This window comes from Sphaerisporangium sp. NPDC004334, assembly GCF_053602655.1.
In genome coordinates, this window is record NZ_JBSGDZ010000003.1 from 238612 (window position 1) to 256093 (window position 17482).

Genomic DNA, 17482 nt, shown 5'->3' on the forward strand with positions numbered 1-17482 from the left:
GTCGTGGCCGGGGAAATCGGACGAAGGACCGGTAGATGAGCCTTCTGGAAGTCAAGGACCTCACGGTCGGCTTCCCGACCGCGGACGGCCTCGTGCGGGCCGTCCGCGGGCTGTCGTTCAGCGTCGAGCCGGGGCGGACGCTGGCGATCGTCGGGGAGTCCGGGAGCGGCAAGACGGTGAGCACGCAGGCCATCCTCGGCCTGCTGCCCGAGGCCGACATCACCGGCAGCGCCCTGTTCGAGGGCGTCGACCTGCTCACGCTGGGGGAGGAGCGGCTGCGCCGGATCCGCGGGTCGGCGATCAGCGTCGTGTTCCAGGACCCGCTGACCAGCCTGCACCCGCTGTACAAGGTCGGCTGGCAGATCGCCGAGCTGATCCGCGTCCACGACGCCGGCGTGGGCCGCGCCGAGGCCCGGCGGCGCGCGGTCGAACTGCTGGGGCTGGTCGGCATCCCGCGCCCGGACCGCCGGGTGGACGACTACCCGCACCAGTTCTCCGGCGGCATGCGGCAACGCGCGATGATCGCGATGGCGCTCGCGCTCAACCCGCGCCTGGTGGTCGCGGACGAGCCCACCACCGCGCTCGACGCCACCGTCCAGGCGCAGATCCTCGACCTGATCACGCGCCTGCAGCGGGAGTTCGACATCGCGCTGGTGCTGATCACCCACGACCTCGGCGTGGTGGCGGGCGTCGCCGACGAGGTCATGGTCATGTACGCCGGGCTTCCCGTGGAGCGGGCCGACCGGCGGACGATCTACTACCGGCCGCACCACCCGTACACCAAGGGCCTGCTGGAGTCCATCCCCGGCAGCACGGGGGTGCGCAAGGGCCGGCTGCGGCCGATCCCCGGGCAGCCGCCGAGCATGATCGCCGTGCCGCCCGGGTGCGCGTTCCACCCGCGCTGCCGCTACGCCATGCCGGTCTGCTCCGCCGAGCCGCCGCCGCTGGCCCGCGTGACCGGCGACGGCGACCACGCCTCGGCCTGCTGGCTGCCGCACGAGGCGGTCGGCCTCGGCGAACAGGCGGAGGCCGTGCGGCTGCGCGCCGCCCGCGCGGAGAACGGGGGAGCGGCGTGAACCTCCTCGAAGTCGACGACCTGGTCAAGCACTTCCCCATCCACGAGGGCGCCGTGCTGCGCCGCAGGGTCGGGCAGGTGCACGCGGTCGACGGGGTGAGCCTCACCCTCGCGCCCGGCGAGACGCTGGGCCTGGTCGGCGAGACCGGCTGCGGCAAGTCCACGCTGGCCCGCTGCATCGCCGGGCTGTACCCGGTCACCTCCGGCAAGGTCGTCTTCGACGGCCAGGACATCACCAACCTGCCGCGCGGCGCGATGCGGCCGTTCCGCCGCGACATCCAGGTGATGTTCCAGGACCCCTACGGCTCGCTCAACCCGCGCAGGCGTGTCGGCTCGATCATCGCCGACCCGCTGGTCATCCACGGCATCGGCACCGCCAAGGAACGGCGGCGCGCGGTCGGCGAGCTGATGGAACGGGTCGGGCTCAACCCCGAGCACTACAACCGCTTCCCGGCCGAGTTCTCCGGCGGGCAGCGCCAGCGCATCGGCGTCGCCCGCGCCCTGGCCCTGCGCCCCCGGCTGATCATCTGCGACGAGCCGGTGTCGGCGCTGGACGTGTCGATCCAGGCGCAGATCCTCAACCTGCTCAAGGACCTGCAGGACGAGTTCGGCCTGACGTACCTGTTCATCGCCCACGACCTGTCGGTGGTGCGGCACGTCAGCGACCGCATCGCCGTGATGTACCTCGGCCGGGTCGTGGAGCTGGCCGAGGCCGACGAGCTGTACGAGCACCCCCGCCACCCCTACGCCGACGCGCTGCTGTCGGCCACGGCCGTCGCCGACCCCGACGCCGCCGACCGGCGCGGCCGGGTCATCCTCACCGGCGACGTGCCCTCACCGATCGACCCGCCGTCCGGCTGCCGCTTCCATCCCCGCTGCCCGCGCGCCGGGGACCTCTGCGCGGAACGGCAGCCCCCGCTGGAGGGCGGCGCCCACCTGACGGCCTGCCACTACCCGATCGGCGGAGAAGCGCCGGCGGGAGAAAGGGGGACGAGGTGACGCTCACCGAGATACGGCCCGGGGTGGTGCCCGGCAGGACCATCGCCGGGCGCAGCCCGTGGGCCCTGGCCTGGGCCCGCATCCGCACCGACAAGGTCGCCCTGGCTTCGGCGGTCGTGGTGCTGCTCCTGCTCCTGCTCGCCGCGGCGGCGCCGCTGATCGCCCAGTGGAGCGGCCACGGGCCCGACGACCAGTTCCGCGACATCGGCATCACCGACCAGGGGCTTCCGGTGGCGCCGAACGGCACGTTCTGGTTCGGCACCGACCGGCTCGGCCGCGACCTGTTCATCCGCGTGCTGTACGGCGCGCGGGTGTCGCTGGTCGTCGGCGTGCTGTCCACCGGGCTCGCGGCCGTGCTCGGCGTCGCCGTCGGGCTGCTCGCCGGCTTCTACGGCGGCGTCGTGGACACGCTGCTGTCGCGCCTGATGGACGTCGTGCTCTCCTTCCCGTACCTGATCTTCGCCATCGCGGTGGTGTCCATCGCCGGTCCGTCCCTGACCGCCACGGTCGGGGTGATCGCGTTCTACTCCTGGGCCGCGATCGCCCGGATCGTGCGCGGGCAGACACTCTCGATCAAGGAACGGGAGTACGTCGAGGCGGCCAGGTCGCTCGGCGCGAGCGACGCGCGCGTCATGGTCGTCGACATCCTGCCGAACCTGCTCGCCCCGGTGATCGTGCTGGTCACGCTGCTGGTGCCCGCCGCCATCGTGTTCGAGTCGACGCTGTCCTACCTCGGGCTCGGCATCGTCCCGCCCACGCCGTCCTGGGGCAACCTGCTCAGCGAGGCTCAGGGGTTCTACCGGGTGGCCTGGTGGTACCTCACCTTCCCCGCGGGCACGCTGCTGGTCGCCACGCTGGCGTTCAACCTGCTCGGCGACGGCGTCCGCGACGCCATCGACCCGCGCACCGAGCGCCTGTTCAGCCGCCGCAGGGGCCTGCTGCGCCGGCGCGCCCGCGACAGGCGCCCCGCCTCCGCCTCCGCCTCCGCCTCCGCCCCCGCCTCCGGAGCCCGCGCGGCCACGTCCGGCGGCCCCGTGACCGGCACCGATGGGGACGGTCCGGGCCGGGGAGTGCTCGGCGGGGATGATCCGGGCCGGCGAGTGCTCGGCGGGGACGGTCCGGACGGGCGAGAACCCGGCGCGCACGACGACTCCACGGGAGGCTGACCGATGTTCCGCCGCTTCCTCATCCGCCGGGTGATCCTCGGCGCGATCGTCCTGTGGCTGGTCACGCTCGGGACGTTCTTCATGTTCTTCGTGGCCCCCGGCGACCCGGCACGCACGCTGGCCGGCCGCCAGGCCACCCCCGAACAGGTCGAGCTCATCCGGCGCGACCTCGGCCTCGACCAGCCCGTCCTCGTGCAGTACGGCCAGTACATGGGCCGCCTCCTGCACGGCGACCTCGGCAAGTCCTACTTCAACGGCGAGTCGGTCGGCACGCTCGTCGCCGCCGACCTCCCGCCGACCCTCTCCCTGGTGCTCGGCGGCGCGGTGCTGTGGTTCGCCGTGGGCGTCAGCGCGGGCGTGCTCAGCGCCACCCGGGCGCGTTCGCTGCTCGACCGCGCCATGACGTTCCTGGCGCTCGCCGGCGTCTCGATGCCGACGTTCGTCATCGGGCTGCTGCTGCTCTACCTGCTGTTCTTCCAGCTCACCAAGGCGGGTCTGCCGATCTTCCCGCCGGACTCCTACGTGGACTTCTCCCAGAACCCGGCCGAGTGGGCGCGGCACCTGATCCTGCCCTGGGTCACGCTCGCCACCGTGCAGGCCGCGACCTACCTGCGGCTCACGCGGGGCTCGATGCTCGACGTGCTCGGAGAGGACTACATCAGGACGGCGCGCGCCAAGGGCGTCCCCGAGCGGCGGGTCGTCGTCCGGCACGGCCTGCGCTCGGCGCTGACGCCGGTGGTGTCACAGCTCGGCGTGGACGTCGGCACGCTCATCGGCGGAGTGGTCGTCACCGAGTCGGTCTTCGGGCTCGGCGGCGTCGGCCAGGCGGTCGTGCAGGCGTTCGTGAGCAGCGACCTGCCGGTGATCATGGGGGTGGTGCTCATCACGGCGGCGGCCGTGGTCGTCGCCAACCTCCTGGTCGACGTCGCCTACGCCCTCCTGGACGCCCGCGTCCGGCTCGCCTGACCCCGAACATGGGCGTGGCCGGCGCGTCCTCTCCCATGCGCGCCGGCCACACCCGTTCCCACGTAGCGGGCCAATGCCCCAGTGGCCCGCTGGACGTCCCTGTGCCCCCTGTTCGGGCATGTATGCGGCAGAAGACGCGAAATCTAGGCGGGAGGGATGAAACCACTGGCCGTCGGCGGTGTCGCCGCAGGTGAAGGCGGGAAAGACGGCGCCGGATACGCCCCGGAAACGGGCGCCGCACCCGGCACGCCGGCGAAGGGAGAAGCGGACGACGACGCGCGCGCCTGCCGCGCCTGGAGGGCGAGCCGCGCCTGCGTGCGGCGGCGGCGCTCGGCCAGAACGGCGGCGAGGTAGGCGTAGGGCGGCGCGGCGGGCGGGGGCGGCGGCGAGACGAACGAGGAGAACTGCCCGGCGATGCGCACCCCCATCTCGTGGCGGACGGCGGGGGACAGCTGGTGCCAGCGCGACAGGTACTGCCGGGCCGTGGCGGCGAGCGCCTCCGGAAGCCGCGACAGCTCCAGCGTCGTGGCCCAGGCGGCGAGCTGAGGCGGCATCTCGGGCGGCGGCGCCTGGCGCGGGGCCCGTTCGGAGATCACGATGGTGCCCGCGAAGACGTCGCCGAGCCGCTTGCCGCGCTCGCTGACCAGCGAGCCGATCAGCGCGGGCGCCCCGAACAGCAGCCAGAACTCCAGCAGCCCGGCCAGACCGCGGAACATCGCCTGCCGGAACCGCTCGGGGCCGCCGTCGTCGCTCACCACCCGGAGCCCGAGCGCCAGCTTGCCCAGGCTGCGCCCGCGGCTCAGCGTCTCGAAGATGACCGGGTATCCGACCATGACCAGGGCGGTCAGCAGGATCGTCAGCGCGATCGCGAAGGCCTCCTCGGTGACCACCGACAGCATGCCGAGCAGCAGGGACAGCCCGACGATGGCCGCGAACTGCAGCAGCATGTCGATCAACAGGGCCACCGCGCGGCTCGGCAGCTGGGCCACCCGCACCTCGACGACGACGGCCTCACCGGTCACCACATCTGCCACGCCCCCACCCTATCCACCGGGCCAATAGGCTTTCGTGCGTGGACATCGACGCGTTCGTCTCCGTGCACAAGCCGACGTGGGACCGGCTCGAGACCCTGGTGCGGCACCGCGGCTCACTGACCGGCCCTGAGGTCGACGAACTGGTCGACCTCTACCAGCGCGTGGCGACCCACCTGTCCATCGTCAGGTCCGGCTCCGACCAGCTCCTCGTGGGCCGGCTGTCGGCGCTGGTCGCACGGGCGCGCTCGGCCGTCACCGGCGCCCACACTCCCGCCTGGCGGGAGTTCATCCGCTTCTTCACCGTCTCCTTCCCCGTGGTCGCCTACCGTGCCCGCTGGTGGTGGGCCGGCTCGGCCGCCGTCTTCCTGGCGGTCTCGGTCGTGCTCGGCTTCTGGGTCGCACGCAACGCCGACGTCCAGGCCGCCATCGCCGGACCCGAACAGATCAAGCAGCTCGTCGAGCACGACTTCGCCGACTACTACTCCGAGCACCCGGCCGGGGCGTTCGCCGGGCAGGTGTGGATCAACAACGCATGGGTGTCGATGCAGGTCATCGCGATGTCGGTCCTCCTGGGCATCCCCATCCCGTACATCCTGTGGCAGAACGCCGCCAACGTCGGCATCTCCGCCGGTCTCATGGCCTCACGCGACCGGCTGGACATCTTCTTCGGCCTGATCACCCCGCACGGGTTGCTGGAGCTCACCGCCGTCTTCCTCGCCGCCGCCGTCGGCATGCGGCTCGGATGGACGGTCATCGACCCCGGTCCGCGGAAACGCGCGGAGGCGCTCGCCGAGCAAGGACGAGCCGTCGTCAGCGTTGCCCTCGGCCTGGTCGTGGTACTGCTGGTGTCCGGGCTGATCGAGGCATTGGTGACGCCGTCGCCGCTGCCCACCTGGGCACGCATCGGCATCGGGGTGCTCGCCGAGGCCGCCTTCCTGGCATACGTGGTGTACTTCGGCCGCCGAGCCCTCCACGCCGGCGAGACCGGCGACCTCGAACGCACCCCCGACGTGGCCCCCTCCACCTGACTCAGCGGACGACGGTCGGCGGGAAGCCGAAGGTGGCGACCAGGCCCGGTTGGTGGAACGAGATGATCTGGCTGATGCCCGCGCCGGTGACGGTGAGCACCACGATGCCGTACGCCTGGTAGGCGCCGTGTCCGTCACGGGTGTAGGCCACCGCCGCGGGCTGCCCGTTGGCGCCGGTCGGCAGCATGAGCCAGTCACCGGGCGATCCGAGAATCCGGGTACGGAGGTAGGGCACGCAGGTCGCGCGGCCGGCGAACCACGTCTTGAAGGGCGTCGCCTCCAGGGTGGCGTCCCGGCGCAGCAGCCGTTCCAGGGCCGGCGCGTCGGCGTTCTGGAAGGCCGCGACGTACTGGTCGAGCAGCGCACGGGCACCCGGTTCGGTGGGCGGGACGATCTCGCCGGCCGCGGGGGCCAGGTCCCGGAGCCGGGCGCGGGCGCGTTGCAGCGCGCTCTTGACCGCCGCTGTGGTGGTGCCCAGCATGACGGCGACCTCGGCGGCGGGAAAGGACAGCACATCCCGCAGAATGAGCACGGCCCGTTGCGTCCCTGACAGGTACTGCAGGCCGGCGACCAGCGCCAGTCGCAGGTCCTCCCGCCCGAGGACGATGGACGCGGGGTCGGCCGTCTCGGGGCCGACGAGTGCGTCGGGGACCGGTTGAAGCCAGCTGACATCGGGTCCGGCCGGTTCCGGGGCGGCCTCGGAGTCCGGTTCCGGACCGCCGAGGCCGGAAGGAAGCACTCGCCTGCTGTGATGCCCCAGCGCGGTCAGGCAGGCGTTGGTGGCGATCTGGTAGAGCCAGGTGCGCACCGATGACCGGCCCTCGAACGCGCCGTAGGAACGCCAGGCACGCAGATAGGTCTCCTGGACCGCATCGGTGGCATCGTCCACCGAGCCGAGCATGCGGTAGCAGTGCGCCAGCAGTTCCCGCCGGAACGGCTCGGCGTCCCTGACGAACGCCTCACCGTCGGGCACGACGGGCACGACGGTCTCCTGGTCAGATTCCGCCACAGGTCACGATCACTCTCCGGTCATAGGGAGCGGCCGAGGAAGGCGGCCAGCCGGTCGGCCGCGCACGCGCCGGCAGGGGCCTCGACGGAGGGCCCGAAGATGGCCTCTCCCTCAGGCCCACGGTAGGCGTCGAGGATCTCGGCCCGGGCCTGGACGAGGAGCTCACCGGCGAGCTCGGGATCAAGGTCGGTGTGGTGCCCGATGGCTCGGGCGAGGTCCCACCCATGGGCGAACTGGTCCCTGACCACCATATTCATCAGGTCCGCACCGGAGAACCCGCCGAACGCCAGCTCGAGCCTCTTCTCCAGAACGCCGTCGGCCCCGAAAGCCGCCAGCGCGAGGTCGATGCCATCGTCATAGTGGGCGAGGAAGTCGCCGGCCGCGTAGTCCTCGTCGGTGGCCTCATAACCGGCGCCCATGACGGCGGAAGCGCCCCACCGGGCCGAGCCGACGAAATGGTTGATCAGCGCGCGCACGTCCCACGACGCGCACGGCGTCGCCGCGTCCAACCGGCCGGGTCCGACCTTGGCCAGCACGGCCCGGGTGCTGGCGAAGGCCCGGCTCAGCTGCCGGGTGGCCACGGGCTCCTGCTTACTCTCCATCGTCTTCGATCCTCTCGCAGTCCTCGGCGAACCAGGCATCGCCCCCGCGGTCGCGGGTGGTCCTCGGCTCACAACAGGTAGACCTCTCGGCACCGAGAAAGGAATCGCGGCGGCGACCCTCATTCGCACAGTTCGGCCGGCGCGCACTTGGATGGAGCGGCGAATCGGCCGGGGGAAGCCACCGCGCCGCCGCCCCGGCTTGAGGGGGAACCTGTCACTGGCCGATGACCGACCCCGGTACGCAGGGGCGGCCGCTGCCGGGACATCCGCCGCACCGAGTCGGCCTGTCATGGCCGGAGCTCGAACCAGACCGTGTGGCCCTTGGCGTCCTGGCTCCAGCCCCACGACGTGGACAACTCCCGGACCAGCCACAACCCCCGGCCGCTCTCGCTGAACGGCTCGGCCTGTACCGGGACCATCGGTATGCCGCCGGGCGATCCCTCGTCGGTGACCTCGACCCGTACCGTCTCGCCGTCGTCGTACACCCGGACCGCCACCACGCCGCCCGGCCGGCGCCCCGAGTCCGAATGCCGCACGGCATTCGTGACGACCTCACTGACCAGGACCTCTACCTCGTCCAGGTCCCGCCGTCCGGCCACCTGCAGCACCGAACGCACATACTCCCGCGCGATCTTCACCGGTCTGCTCAGCCCCAGGACCTCGACCCTGCCGAGCAGGCCACCCATGGTCCTCACTGCACGACCTCCCAGACCCGCTCGGCCGCGTCGTCGGCCACCACCCTCACCCGCTGATCCGGACCCCGGCCCTAGGTGTAGACCCATATCCCCCTGACGCTGCACGCCATGACCCGCAGCGCGCTCGTCGCCGTCCGCGGCACCACCACCACAGGCTCGGTCTTCAGCGGCAATTCCACCGCCGCGCGCAGTCCCCGCCGGTTGAGACTCCACGCCGGCCGAACCAAGTGGTAGTACTGCTGCTCCCTCACCGACCGAGCAGGAGGCGGCCCGTTCGACGAGATGCCGACGCTGCTACGAGATCGGAGGCGTTCCAGACTTCGGCCTGTCATACCGGGCTCCATCGACGTGGGAGAGTGTCGGACTATTGTCACGATCTTTCTTTGTGGCTTTTGGTGCATGCCTAGAGTGCCTGTAGGTCAGCCAATTGGAGCATGAAGTTGGTCGACAACCCTCGACTAATAACCCCTCGCCATGTAGAGGTTGTCACTATCCTGTCGATGCCAGTCGGCAAACGATAAGCCAAGCGGAGGTGCGTACGATGAACGATCTTGACTCGCGTATGTCCCCGACTGAGCGTTTCGGGCGTGAACTGGCCCGTTGTCGAAGGGGGAAAGGGCTGTCGCAGGCGCGCCTCGCTGAACGTCTCGGGTGTTCACCTTCGCTTATCGGACATATTGAGACGGGCAATCGAAAGCCGCAGCTCGACTTCGCGGAAGGATGTGATCGTGCGTTCGGCCTGTCCGAGAGTAAGCGATTTGCCCGGCTATTTCGCCGTATCATCGAGTCCGCGTCCGGGCCAGAATGGTTCTTGCGCTGGCAGGAGGAAATCGAACCTCAAGCTGTGGCCCTACGCACGTGGGACCCCCTCCTGATTCCCGGTCTGCTGCAGACCGAGGCATACGCACGTGCCGTCTTCCGTGGCCACCTGGCCACGCCCGAGCAACAGGTAGAGGAGCAGGTCCAGACTCGCATGCAGCGAAGCCTCATCCTGGACAGAGACGACCCACCCATTGTGTGGGTACTGATAGACGAATGGGTGCTCCGCCGCCCTGTCGGCGGTCCCGAGACGATGCGGGAACAGGCTTCGCACCTCGCGGCCGTTGCGAGCTTCCGCCATGTCACGGTGCAACTCGTTCCCCATGACACTCCTTGCACGGACGGTCTGATGTCGGGGTTCGCGATCGCCGAACTGGCGGACGCTCCGACGACGGTGTCCATAGAGTCCGCAGGGACAGGTGAAGTCTCCGCGGAGCCAAAAGTTGTTTCCGTGATCTTAGGGCGGTATGACACGATACGAGCACAGGCATATCGTCCAGGCGAATCGCTCGAAATGATCAAGAAAGCAGAAGCCTCATGGATGCAGAAGACCTGACCTCGACCTCCCTCTCCGAGGCCATGTGGAAGAAGAGTTCGCGCAGCGGCAACAGCGGCGGCAACTGCGTCGAGGTCGCCATTGGTCTGCCCGGGATCATCGGGGTGCGGGACAGCAAGAACGCGGACGGTCCGGCGTTGATCTTCAGTCCCGGCGAATGGTCGGCGTTTCTGGACGGCGTCAAGAAGGGCCGCTTCACCGGCTGAGCTCCGGCGACTCATGATGTGACGGTGAGCCCGCGTTCGCGAGAGGAAAGCGCGCGGGGTGTCGCAGGACGGCGCCTTATTCGCCGACCATCGACCCTCTGCGTCGGCGCCGGGATGAGGACACGGTCGGTGAGACGGGAGGTACGCCGATGCGGCAGACCCATGAGAGGCGTGGACCGGAGGAGACACCCAAATGATCATGCGGAGGATGCTCAGGCGTAGACGCGTTCTCGGGTGGCCGTTGGATCGCCTCCTCACAGACCACGCGCTGCAGGTTCTTGAGCTGGCCAGAGGCGAAGCCGAGAGGCTTGGCCGAGAGTGCGTACTCCCCGAACATCTTCTGCTGGCATTGATCGACTTTCGCCGGTCCCTCGCCGCGGACGCGCTGTTCGAGCTTGTGGCCGATCCGCTGAGCATGCAGGAAGAGTTGGAGACGTACGGCGAATCCATCGTCGGCCGACCACCTGAGACCCGGCCGTTCCATCCCAGAATGGAACGGATATTGGAGCTTGCGCGCCATGCGGCCGCCGACATGGGGAACATCCACATCGGAACCGAGCACTTGCTGCTCGCCCTCATCGGCGAAGGCGAAGGCCCTGCCGCTCAGATGTTGTCCAGGCAGGGACTCACGCTGGGCAATACCCGTCACGGAGTCATTCGCATACTGGAAAGGCAAACCCGGCTACACGCTTAACGCGTGTTCCGTGGACCTTCGGCGGTGGTTTGGTAGAGATCGCTGATCTGGATCATCACCAGAGTGGCCCCGCGGCAGGGTGGGTGGCCGGCACACGGCACCTGGTGCATGCGTCAGTTGGCTCAAAACTGCTGGTACATGATGTGCAGTCCCACGTAGCCGTGGATCGGGTGGTTGAAGCCGTCGGGGAGGGTGGTCATCACTTGGAAGCCGAGTGACCTCCACAGTGCCACCGCTCGGGTGTTGGTCTCCACAACGGCGTTGAACTGCATCGCTCGAAAGCCGTCCTTGCGTGCCTGCTCCAGGACATGCTCGCCGAGTGCCCGGCCGACGCCCCGGCCGGAGTGGTCCGGATCGACCATGAAGCTCGCGCTGGCGATGTGTGCGGCGCCGCCACGGTGGTTGCGGACGCTGTTGGCTGTGCCCAGGACGGTTCCATCCGCGTCCACGGCGACGAAGGTGCGGCCCGGCGGCTTCGGGAACCACATTTGACGGGCCTCAGATTCGGTGGTGCCCCGATCCCAGGAGAAGGTCTCACCCGCACGCACGATGCCCTCCATGAAGGCCCACATCTTGGGCCAGTCGTACGGCATCGCCTCTCGGATCAGCATGGCCGCCAGCATGGGTCACCCAGGTAGAGGTCGCAACTGGGTTTATCGGCAGACCTCGGTTCCCGTCGTGGCGGGTGCGATCCGGTGGTGCGTGCCGCCGCGATCACGGCGTCGCGGAGTGGTTCGCCTGAGCGGCTATGTCCTGGTCGGGGATGTAGGTACAGCCGCTGGCCGGGCTTCCGCAGAGCAGGATGACCGCGTCGAGGTGGTCACGGGTACGGGTCAACGCGGCGATCTGGGCGTCGATGCGATCACGCTCGGCGGCCAGCCGGGCCCGCGACTCCGGAGTGTTGACCCTGGCCTCGACGCAGGGCAGCAGCTCGGCGATGGTCCGGCTGGACAGGCCGGCCGCGTAGAGCGTCTGGATCAGCTGGACCCGGTCGGCCGCGGACTCGGGGTAGTGGCGCTGCCCGGAGCCGCTCCGGTTCGCCTCCAGCAGCCCCTGCTCCTCGTAGTAGCGCAGGGCCCGCACGCTGACGCCTGACTGCGCCGCCAAATCTCCGATACGCACCGTGACCTCCGTCACAAGACTTGCCTCTGACGTCAACGTCAGGTTCTACGTTATCCGACATGCGAATCAACGGAGCACACGTGCTGGTCACCGGCGCCAACCGCGGCCTGGGCCGGCAGTTCGCCCTTTCCCTTCTCGACCGCGGCGCCGGCAAGGTGTACGCGACCGCCCGCCGCCCGGAGCTCATCGACGTGCCAGGGGTCGTCCCGCTGCGCCTCGACGTCACCGATCCGGCGTCGATCGCCGCCGCGGCGGCGGCGGCACCTGATGTCACGATCGTCATCAACAACGCGGGAATCTCGACCGGGGCGAACCTGGTCACCGGGGACCTGGATGTGATCCGCCGCGAGATGGACACGCACTTCTACGGCGCCCTCAACGTGATCCGCGCCTTCGCGCCCCAGGTGGCCGACGGCGCGATCCTCAACGTGCTGTCCGCGATCTCGTGGCTCGCCGTCGACGGTGCGGGCGCGTACCACGCGGCCAAGGCGGCCGAGTGGGCGCTCACCAACAACGTCCGCCTGGAGCTGGCCGGCCAGCGCACCCTGGTGACGGGCCTGCACCTGGGCGCCGCGGACACCGACATGATGGCCTGGTACGAGGGCGACAAGAGCGCCCCCGAGGTGATCGTCGCGGCGGCCCTGGACGGCATCGAAGGGGACCGGCCCGAGGTGCTCGCCGACGACTGGAGCCGCCAGGTGAAGGCGTGGCTGTCGCAGGACCCGGATGTCATCTACCGGGAAGCGGCGGCGGCCCTCTCTGTCTGACCTGCAAGTCTGACAGTCATGGTCGCGGCGCCCGCGACCATGACCTCCAGGCAGCAGCCCGTACATGAAGCCGTACTCGCCCGCTGCCTCGCGATTTGATCCCGGTGATCCACGGGGCCAGGCTCACCTTCGCCGGGCCTGGTGATACGCCGGCCGATGGTCACATGACATCAGCCGAGTGATCTTTGGACGTCACCACCACCGGCGCGGATATCAGCGGTGAGTGCAAAGTGTCATCGATCGGGATGGTCGGGAGGTAATGGGGGTTAGGGGCCTGACGTGGGGTGATGGGGGCGGAAATGTCGGTTGGGCGGGATATGGTTTTTGTGATCGTTTTCCCGTTCTCAGGCCCTTGGATGCCGGTGGTGGAGGCGCATGCGTACTCGGTGGCCTCTGGTCATGGTCGGGGCGGTGGTGCTGATCGTCGTCTTCGGCGTGGTCGCGATGCTCACCGCCCCCGACTCGCTGGAGGCGTCGCGGAACAGCGGGCGGCGGTCCCCGCTGCCCACCCACAGCGCCGGGCTGACGCCCTCCACATCCAAGCCCGCGCCTGAGAATTCCGCCACGTCGGTCCCTGAGGTACCCGACCCTCTGGTGACGGCCGCGCCGTCCGACCCGCCGGTCGTCCCTGCTTCGTCCGCCCCGGCGCCCCCCGTCTCGCAGGAGGGCCCGGACGTGGTGGCGGCCCGGTATTTCGCCGCCTGGCGGGCCGGGGACTTCGCCGCCATGGCCGGGCTGGTGGCCGATCCTCCGGCGGACTTCGCCGACCGGCACCGGCGGTTCAGCGCCGAGCTTCACATCGCCTCGCTCGCCCTGACCCCGGGCACGCCGCGCCTCCAGGGCGCCGACGCCGCGGAGGTGCCGTTCCAGGGGACCCGCCAGGTGACCGGCCTCGGCCGGTGGGACTTCGCCTCGGTGCTTCGCCTGGCGCGGCGCGACGGGACGTGGAGGGTGGTCTGGGGTCCCGAGACGCTGCACCCCTCGCTCAAGGACGGCGGCGCGCTGCGGCTGAAGGAGACCAAGGTGGCCCGGCCGGCCGCGCTCACCCGTGAGGGCAGGCCGTTTCCCGCGGACAGCAGGGCCGGGGACTACTTCCCCGGCCTGGGCGTGACCGCCGTCCGCCTGGCCATCGAGGAGGTCCCGTCCGGGAAGGTCCTGCTGGCCACCCCGGACACGGCGCCGCAGGCGACGCGGACGACCATCTCCGAGCCGGTGCAGAAGGCAGCGGCGCGGGCCCTGGACGGCGTCGGCCGGCCGGCGGCGATCGTCGCGCTGGACGCGCAGAGCGGGCAGGTGCGGGCCGTGGCCGACACACTCGGTGGGAAACGGGCGTTCAACGGCCTGTATCCGCCGGGGTCGTCGTTCAAGGTGGTGACCGCCGCGGCGCTGCTCCGTTCGGGGCTCGCGCCGGACGCGCAGGTTGCCTGCCCGGGCACCTACACCATCCCGAACGCCCGCAGTTTCCACAACGACGGCGGCGCCGACCACGGCACCGTGACGCTGACCATGGCGTTCGCGTTCTCGTGCAACACGACGTTCGTCCGGCAGGCGTACGAGCGGCTGCGCGACGACCGCCTGCGGGCCGAGGCCGCCGACCGGTTCGGCTTCCGCGAGAAGCCGGGGTTGAGCACCTGCCGCATCCGGCCGTACACGGCGTTGGACGACCTGGGCGCCGACGCCATCGGGCAGAACTCGGTGCAAGGTAGCCCGCTCTGCATGGCCGAGGTCGCCGCCGCCGTCGCGAGCGGCACGTGGAAGCCCGCCGTCATGACCGACTCCCCGCCCGCCGGGCTACCGGCCCCGGTGCCGCTGGACCCGGGCATCGCCGCCGGGCTCCGCACCATGATGAGCGCCGTCGTCACCCAGGGCACCGCCGCGCGGGCCGGGCTGCCCGCCGGGACCTTCGGCAAGACCGGCACGGCCGAGGTCCAGGGCGCGTCCTCCCATGCGTGGTTCATCGGCTATCGCGATTCGCTGGCCTTCGCGGTATTCGTCCAGAACGGCGGCAGCGGTGGCGCCACGGCCGCCCCCATCGCCGCCAAGTTCCTCAAGGCCCTCTAAGGCCTGTACGGAGTCGAGATCATAGGGATTCCCCGCACTGTGGTTCCCGCTCCTGATAGGCCGTCGTCATGGCGCGTGGAGAGCTTACGGACGATGAATGGTTCTTGATCGAGCCGCACCTGCCGCTGGGTGAGCGGGGCCCGACCCCGGACCTGCGGTAGCAGTTCGATGCGGTGATGCGGCGCTTTCGTACGGGCAGCCCGTGGCGGGATCTGCCTGCCGAGTACGGGCCGTGGTCCACTGTCCATGACAGGTTCGGGTCGTGGGCGATGGGGGTGTCTTCGATCGGTCGATGCAGGCGATGATCGCTGAGGTCTTGGAGCCAGTACACGAGTTTTGGCACGGCACACGCCGACATGATCTTGCAACGGTTGGTGCTCGTGGTGGCGGATGCTGTCGTGAGCACGTCCGGTTGATCAATCACTCCAAAATTCGTTGGATGTCTGTCGGACATTCTGCGACCCTCCGCACTGTGACAGATGAAGCCGATCGCCAGACGTCGTTCCCCACCAGTTCGAAGCATGTGCGCTTTGTCGAGTTGTCGCGCGCTGTGATGTCCGCTCTGCTCGATGGGGACCTGCCCGCAGCCAGCAACACGGCTGGGGTCGCTCTGACCGAGTACTTTGTGACAGACAGAGCACGGTGGCTGTGGCGGTTGCGGATCGACCAGATGGCCGCCGATCCCCGGCACGCACAGTGGATGGTGCGGCAGGTGGTGACCGGGCCTGAAGGTATCGTCATCGGTCATGCCGGGTTTCACGGACCACCCGATGAGGCGGGCATGGTAGAGATCGGCTACGCGGTTGCTCCTGACTTCCGTCGCCAGGGGTATGGCCGAGCCATCCTGATCGAGTTGCTGCGTCGGGCCGCGGCCGAACCGGCGGTCGAGACCGTGCGCGCGACCATTAGCCCCGATAATGTGGCGTCCCTGGCCACGATCGCCGGCTTCGGCTTCGTCGAGGTCGGAGAACACTGGGACGAAGAGGACGGTCTCGGACTCATCTTCGAAGTCCCTGCCAACCGCAGCTGCCAAGGCTGTACGGAGTTCGAATCTTCAGGTGGGTCAGAGGCTTCGGATCCACAAGACGGCTCCGCGTAGGTGGAGGCCGGCTAGGTAGCTGCCGGATGTCTTGTCGAAGCGGAAGGCCGGCCCGCGCCACTCTTTGATCCTGTTGATGCAGCGTTCCACCGTTGCGCTGCTTGTAGAGGTCGACGTCATGACTGATCGGGCGGCCGCCACGGGAGCCGCGTTTCTTGCGGTTGGCCGCGTGGTCACGGACGACGGTCGGAGAGGTCAGACGTTCGGGGGTAGAGGGCCGTTGATCAGGAGGCGGTGGGGTTCCTGGAGGCCGGGGGGCAGGGTGTCGGGGGTGAACCAGCCGGCTTCGATGATCTCGAAGGAGTCGAGGCTGATCGCGCCGCCCGTGAGTTCGGCCTCGAAGGCGACTTCCGCCCGCAGCCGATAGCCGCTGTTGAGTTGCGTGAGGCGCCACACCCGGATGTCCAGCCCGGTCTCCTCGCGGACCTCACGGACCAGAGTGTCCTCGAAGGTCTCGGACTTCCTGGCGAAGCCGCCCGGCAGGCCCCACTGGCGGCCCTCCGGCCAGAACCGGTGCTTCACCAGGAGCACCCTGCCCTCGGCATCGCGCACGACTCCGGTGACCCCGACCATGAACTTCGCGTGAGTGAACCACAGCACCCGCCACTGGACGGGGCGAAGGACCCGCCAGGCCCGCACCATCAGCTTCCGCACGCCGCTCCTTCGACATCCCGCACGCCGTCGCCCGCCTTCCCTTGGTTCCCTCCGCAGCGTCACACGATAGGTCAGTGATCCGCGCGGTGATGCCCCCTCTGAGGAGTCCGCGCCGGACCGGGCAGCCGTTGCCCGGACGCCACAGGCGGTGAGCGGGGCCGTGCACAGGCCCGGCGGGTGCTGTGCGGGGTGCGGGAGTGGGTGCGAGACTGCGGCTATGGGCCACTCGCATGACGACCAGGACCACGACCAGGGCCACGACCACGACCACGATCACGGGCACGACTACGGCCAGAGGGACGGGCACGACCACTGGCGTGATCACGACCACGGAACGGACCTGGCCTGTGCCGTCGCGCATGGTGAGGTGGCGTCTGGGGCCGTCGGCGCGTCGCAGGGGGACGAGCGGGTGCTCGTCGCCGTGTTCGCCTCTCCGGTCGCCGGGCACCTGCTCCGGTACGGGGCCGACATCGGGTTCAGGTGCGTCCTGCTGGAGCCCGACTCCGAGCGCGCCGAGCGCATCGCGGCCGATGGCATGCCCGGCGCCGAGGTGGTGACCAAGGTGCCCGCCTGGCTCGACGGAGCCGCCGACGTGGTGCTCACCGACCACGACCGTCCCGAGCTGGGCGCGGTGCTGCACGAACTGCTCGCCTTCCCCTGCCGGTGGATCGGCGTGATGGGCAGCCCGCGCCACACCGCACCGCACGTGGCGGCGCTGGCCGCGCTCGGCGTGCCGCCCGGGGAGATCGCCCGCGTGCACCGGCCCATCGGCCTCAACATCGGCTCGAAGACACCGCCGGAGATCGCGATCTCCACGCTGGCCGGCCTCCTCGCCGACCGCAACGACCGCCCCGGCGGCTTCGCCTTCTGACCGGTCCTTCCTCTGAGGAAGGCGTCAGAGGCGGCGCACCCCTGTTGATGCCGGTGCCG

General features: G+C 69.8%; 21 protein-coding genes and 1 pseudogene. 13 read left to right on the forward strand and 9 right to left on the reverse strand.

Annotated features, from left to right (window positions below):
* Positions 1-35 precede the first annotated feature (35 nt).
* The 4 genes from ACWEN6_RS04680 to ACWEN6_RS04695 are packed head-to-tail and all read left to right on the forward strand — an operon-like array spanning position 36 to position 4206.
* Positions 36-1076 (forward strand): ABC transporter ATP-binding protein, encoded by a 1041-nt coding sequence (locus ACWEN6_RS04680; protein ID WP_354836994.1) that lies wholly within the window; start codon positions 36-38, stop codon positions 1074-1076.
* Positions 1073-2074, forward strand: coding sequence for an ABC transporter ATP-binding protein (locus ACWEN6_RS04685; RefSeq protein WP_354836992.1), 1002 nt, complete (start codon positions 1073-1075; stop codon positions 2072-2074). The genes ACWEN6_RS04680 and ACWEN6_RS04685 overlap by 4 nt, the downstream gene beginning before the upstream one ends.
* Positions 2071-3240, forward strand: a complete 1170-nt coding sequence (locus ACWEN6_RS04690; RefSeq protein WP_452568963.1) for an ABC transporter permease — start codon at positions 2071-2073, stop codon at positions 3238-3240. Before ACWEN6_RS04685 ends, ACWEN6_RS04690 begins: the two co-directional genes overlap by 4 nt.
* A 3-nt stretch (positions 3241-3243) precedes the next feature.
* A complete protein-coding gene (locus ACWEN6_RS04695; RefSeq protein WP_452568964.1) occupies positions 3244-4206 on the forward strand; it encodes an ABC transporter permease in 963 nt (320 codons plus the stop codon).
* A 143-nt stretch (positions 4207-4349) separates the two neighbouring features.
* Here the strand turns inward: ACWEN6_RS04695 and ACWEN6_RS04700 are convergent, their stop codons facing one another.
* A complete protein-coding gene (locus ACWEN6_RS04700; RefSeq protein WP_452568965.1) occupies positions 4350-5240 on the reverse strand; it encodes an RDD family protein in 891 nt (296 codons plus the stop codon).
* Positions 5241-5278: 38 nt separating this feature from the next.
* Here ACWEN6_RS04700 and ACWEN6_RS04705 point away from each other — a divergent pair, with 38 nt between their 5' ends.
* The gene (locus ACWEN6_RS04705; RefSeq protein ID WP_452568966.1) at positions 5279-6268 is read left to right on the forward strand and encodes a stage II sporulation protein M; all 990 of its coding nucleotides are present in this window, start codon (positions 5279-5281) and stop codon (positions 6266-6268) included.
* 1 nt (position 6269) lies between these two features.
* On the opposite strand, the gene ACWEN6_RS04710 is transcribed toward ACWEN6_RS04705, so the two are convergent.
* The 4 genes from ACWEN6_RS04710 to ACWEN6_RS04725 form a co-directional block, all read right to left on the reverse strand.
* Positions 6270-7277 carry a sigma-70 family RNA polymerase sigma factor gene (locus tag ACWEN6_RS04710; protein WP_452568967.1) on the reverse strand — a complete coding sequence of 336 codons (1008 nt, stop codon included), beginning with the start codon at positions 7275-7277 and terminating at the stop codon, positions 6270-6272.
* A 20-nt stretch (positions 7278-7297) separates the two neighbouring features.
* Positions 7298-7879 carry a TIGR03086 family metal-binding protein gene (locus ACWEN6_RS04715; RefSeq protein ID WP_452568968.1) on the reverse strand — a complete coding sequence of 194 codons (582 nt, stop codon included), beginning with the start codon at positions 7877-7879 and terminating at the stop codon, positions 7298-7300.
* A 287-nt stretch (positions 7880-8166) separates the two neighbouring features.
* The gene (locus tag ACWEN6_RS04720; RefSeq protein ID WP_452569085.1) at positions 8167-8565 is read right to left on the reverse strand and encodes an ATP-binding protein; all 399 of its coding nucleotides are present in this window, start codon (positions 8563-8565) and stop codon (positions 8167-8169) included.
* A gap of 80 nt (positions 8566-8645) precedes the next feature.
* Positions 8646-8825 carry a hypothetical protein gene (locus ACWEN6_RS04725; RefSeq protein WP_452568969.1) on the reverse strand — a complete coding sequence of 60 codons (180 nt, stop codon included), beginning with the start codon at positions 8823-8825 and terminating at the stop codon, positions 8646-8648.
* A gap of 290 nt (positions 8826-9115) precedes the next feature.
* Between ACWEN6_RS04725 and ACWEN6_RS04730 the strand changes: the two genes are divergently transcribed.
* From ACWEN6_RS04730 to ACWEN6_RS04740, 3 genes are all read left to right on the forward strand, one after another.
* On the forward strand, positions 9116-9949 hold the full coding sequence (locus ACWEN6_RS04730) for a helix-turn-helix domain-containing protein (RefSeq protein ID WP_452568970.1): 834 nt from the start codon (positions 9116-9118) through the stop codon (positions 9947-9949).
* Positions 9931-10155 carry a DUF397 domain-containing protein gene (locus ACWEN6_RS04735; protein WP_452568971.1) on the forward strand — a complete coding sequence of 75 codons (225 nt, stop codon included), beginning with the start codon at positions 9931-9933 and terminating at the stop codon, positions 10153-10155. The genes ACWEN6_RS04730 and ACWEN6_RS04735 overlap by 19 nt, the downstream gene beginning before the upstream one ends.
* Before the next feature lie 241 nt (positions 10156-10396).
* Complete coding sequence (locus ACWEN6_RS04740; RefSeq protein WP_452568972.1) at positions 10397-10849, forward strand: Clp protease N-terminal domain-containing protein; 453 nt, start codon at positions 10397-10399, stop codon at positions 10847-10849.
* Positions 10850-10971: 122 nt separating this feature from the next.
* On the opposite strand, the gene ACWEN6_RS04745 is transcribed toward ACWEN6_RS04740, so the two are convergent.
* The gene (locus ACWEN6_RS04745) at positions 10972-11460 is read right to left on the reverse strand and encodes an N-acetyltransferase family protein (protein WP_452568973.1); all 489 of its coding nucleotides are present in this window, start codon (positions 11458-11460) and stop codon (positions 10972-10974) included.
* Between the two features lie 103 nt (positions 11461-11563).
* Positions 11564-11971, reverse strand: coding sequence for a MerR family transcriptional regulator (locus ACWEN6_RS04750; protein WP_452568974.1), 408 nt, complete (start codon positions 11969-11971; stop codon positions 11564-11566).
* A gap of 59 nt (positions 11972-12030) precedes the next feature.
* Here ACWEN6_RS04750 and ACWEN6_RS04755 point away from each other — a divergent pair, with 59 nt between their 5' ends.
* From ACWEN6_RS04755 to ACWEN6_RS04770, 4 genes are all read left to right on the forward strand, one after another.
* On the forward strand, positions 12031-12738 hold the full coding sequence (locus ACWEN6_RS04755; protein WP_452568975.1) for an SDR family oxidoreductase: 708 nt from the start codon (positions 12031-12033) through the stop codon (positions 12736-12738).
* A gap of 375 nt (positions 12739-13113) precedes the next feature.
* A complete protein-coding gene (locus ACWEN6_RS04760) occupies positions 13114-14799 on the forward strand; it encodes a penicillin-binding transpeptidase domain-containing protein (protein ID WP_452568976.1) in 1686 nt (561 codons plus the stop codon).
* Positions 14800-14975: 176 nt separating this feature from the next.
* Positions 14976-15104, forward strand: coding sequence for a transposase (locus ACWEN6_RS04765; RefSeq protein WP_452568977.1), 129 nt, complete (start codon positions 14976-14978; stop codon positions 15102-15104).
* A gap of 167 nt (positions 15105-15271) precedes the next feature.
* Complete coding sequence (locus ACWEN6_RS04770; protein ID WP_452568978.1) at positions 15272-15898, forward strand: GNAT family N-acetyltransferase; 627 nt, start codon at positions 15272-15274, stop codon at positions 15896-15898.
* Here the strand turns inward: ACWEN6_RS04770 and ACWEN6_RS04775 are convergent.
* Both ACWEN6_RS04775 and ACWEN6_RS04780 read right to left on the reverse strand, forming a co-directional pair.
* Positions 15863-16076: pseudogene (locus ACWEN6_RS04775) on the reverse strand (hypothetical protein); the annotation flags it as partial. The gene ACWEN6_RS04770 and the pseudogene ACWEN6_RS04775 overlap by 36 nt on opposite strands.
* A 17-nt stretch (positions 16077-16093) precedes the next feature.
* Positions 16094-16552 (reverse strand): NUDIX domain-containing protein, encoded by a 459-nt coding sequence (locus ACWEN6_RS04780; RefSeq protein WP_452568979.1) that lies wholly within the window; start codon positions 16550-16552, stop codon positions 16094-16096.
* A gap of 217 nt (positions 16553-16769) precedes the next feature.
* Between ACWEN6_RS04780 and ACWEN6_RS04785 the strand changes: the two genes are divergently transcribed.
* Positions 16770-17423 (forward strand): XdhC family protein, encoded by a 654-nt coding sequence (locus ACWEN6_RS04785; RefSeq protein WP_452568980.1) that lies wholly within the window; start codon positions 16770-16772, stop codon positions 17421-17423.
* Positions 17424-17482 lie beyond the last annotated feature (59 nt).

Excerpts from the sequence above, each read along its gene's own strand:
- ACWEN6_RS04745 (WP_452568973.1), bottom strand. The coding sequence starts at position 11,460 with ATGCTGATCCGAGAGGCGATGCCGTACGACTGGCCCAAGATGTGGGCC.
- ACWEN6_RS04755 (WP_452568975.1), top strand. The coding sequence starts at position 12,031 with ATGCGAATCAACGGAGCACACGTGCTGGTCACCGGCGCCAACCGCGGC.
- ACWEN6_RS04785 (WP_452568980.1), top strand. The coding sequence starts at position 16,770 with ATGGGCCACTCGCATGACGACCAGGACCACGACCAGGGCCACGACCAC.
- ACWEN6_RS04760 (WP_452568976.1), top strand. The coding sequence starts at position 13,114 with ATGCGTACTCGGTGGCCTCTGGTCATGGTCGGGGCGGTGGTGCTGATC.
- ACWEN6_RS04695 (WP_452568964.1), top strand. The coding sequence starts at position 3,244 with ATGTTCCGCCGCTTCCTCATCCGCCGGGTGATCCTCGGCGCGATCGTC.
- ACWEN6_RS04720 (WP_452569085.1), bottom strand. The coding sequence starts at position 8,565 with ATGGGTGGCCTGCTCGGCAGGGTCGAGGTCCTGGGGCTGAGCAGACCG.
- ACWEN6_RS04765 (WP_452568977.1), top strand. The coding sequence starts at position 14,976 with ATGCGGCGCTTTCGTACGGGCAGCCCGTGGCGGGATCTGCCTGCCGAG.
- ACWEN6_RS04680 (WP_354836994.1), top strand. The coding sequence starts at position 36 with ATGAGCCTTCTGGAAGTCAAGGACCTCACGGTCGGCTTCCCGACCGCG.
- ACWEN6_RS04735 (WP_452568971.1), top strand. The coding sequence starts at position 9,931 with ATGGATGCAGAAGACCTGACCTCGACCTCCCTCTCCGAGGCCATGTGG.
- ACWEN6_RS04730 (WP_452568970.1), top strand. The coding sequence starts at position 9,116 with ATGAACGATCTTGACTCGCGTATGTCCCCGACTGAGCGTTTCGGGCGT.
- ACWEN6_RS04715 (WP_452568968.1), bottom strand. The coding sequence starts at position 7,879 with ATGGAGAGTAAGCAGGAGCCCGTGGCCACCCGGCAGCTGAGCCGGGCC.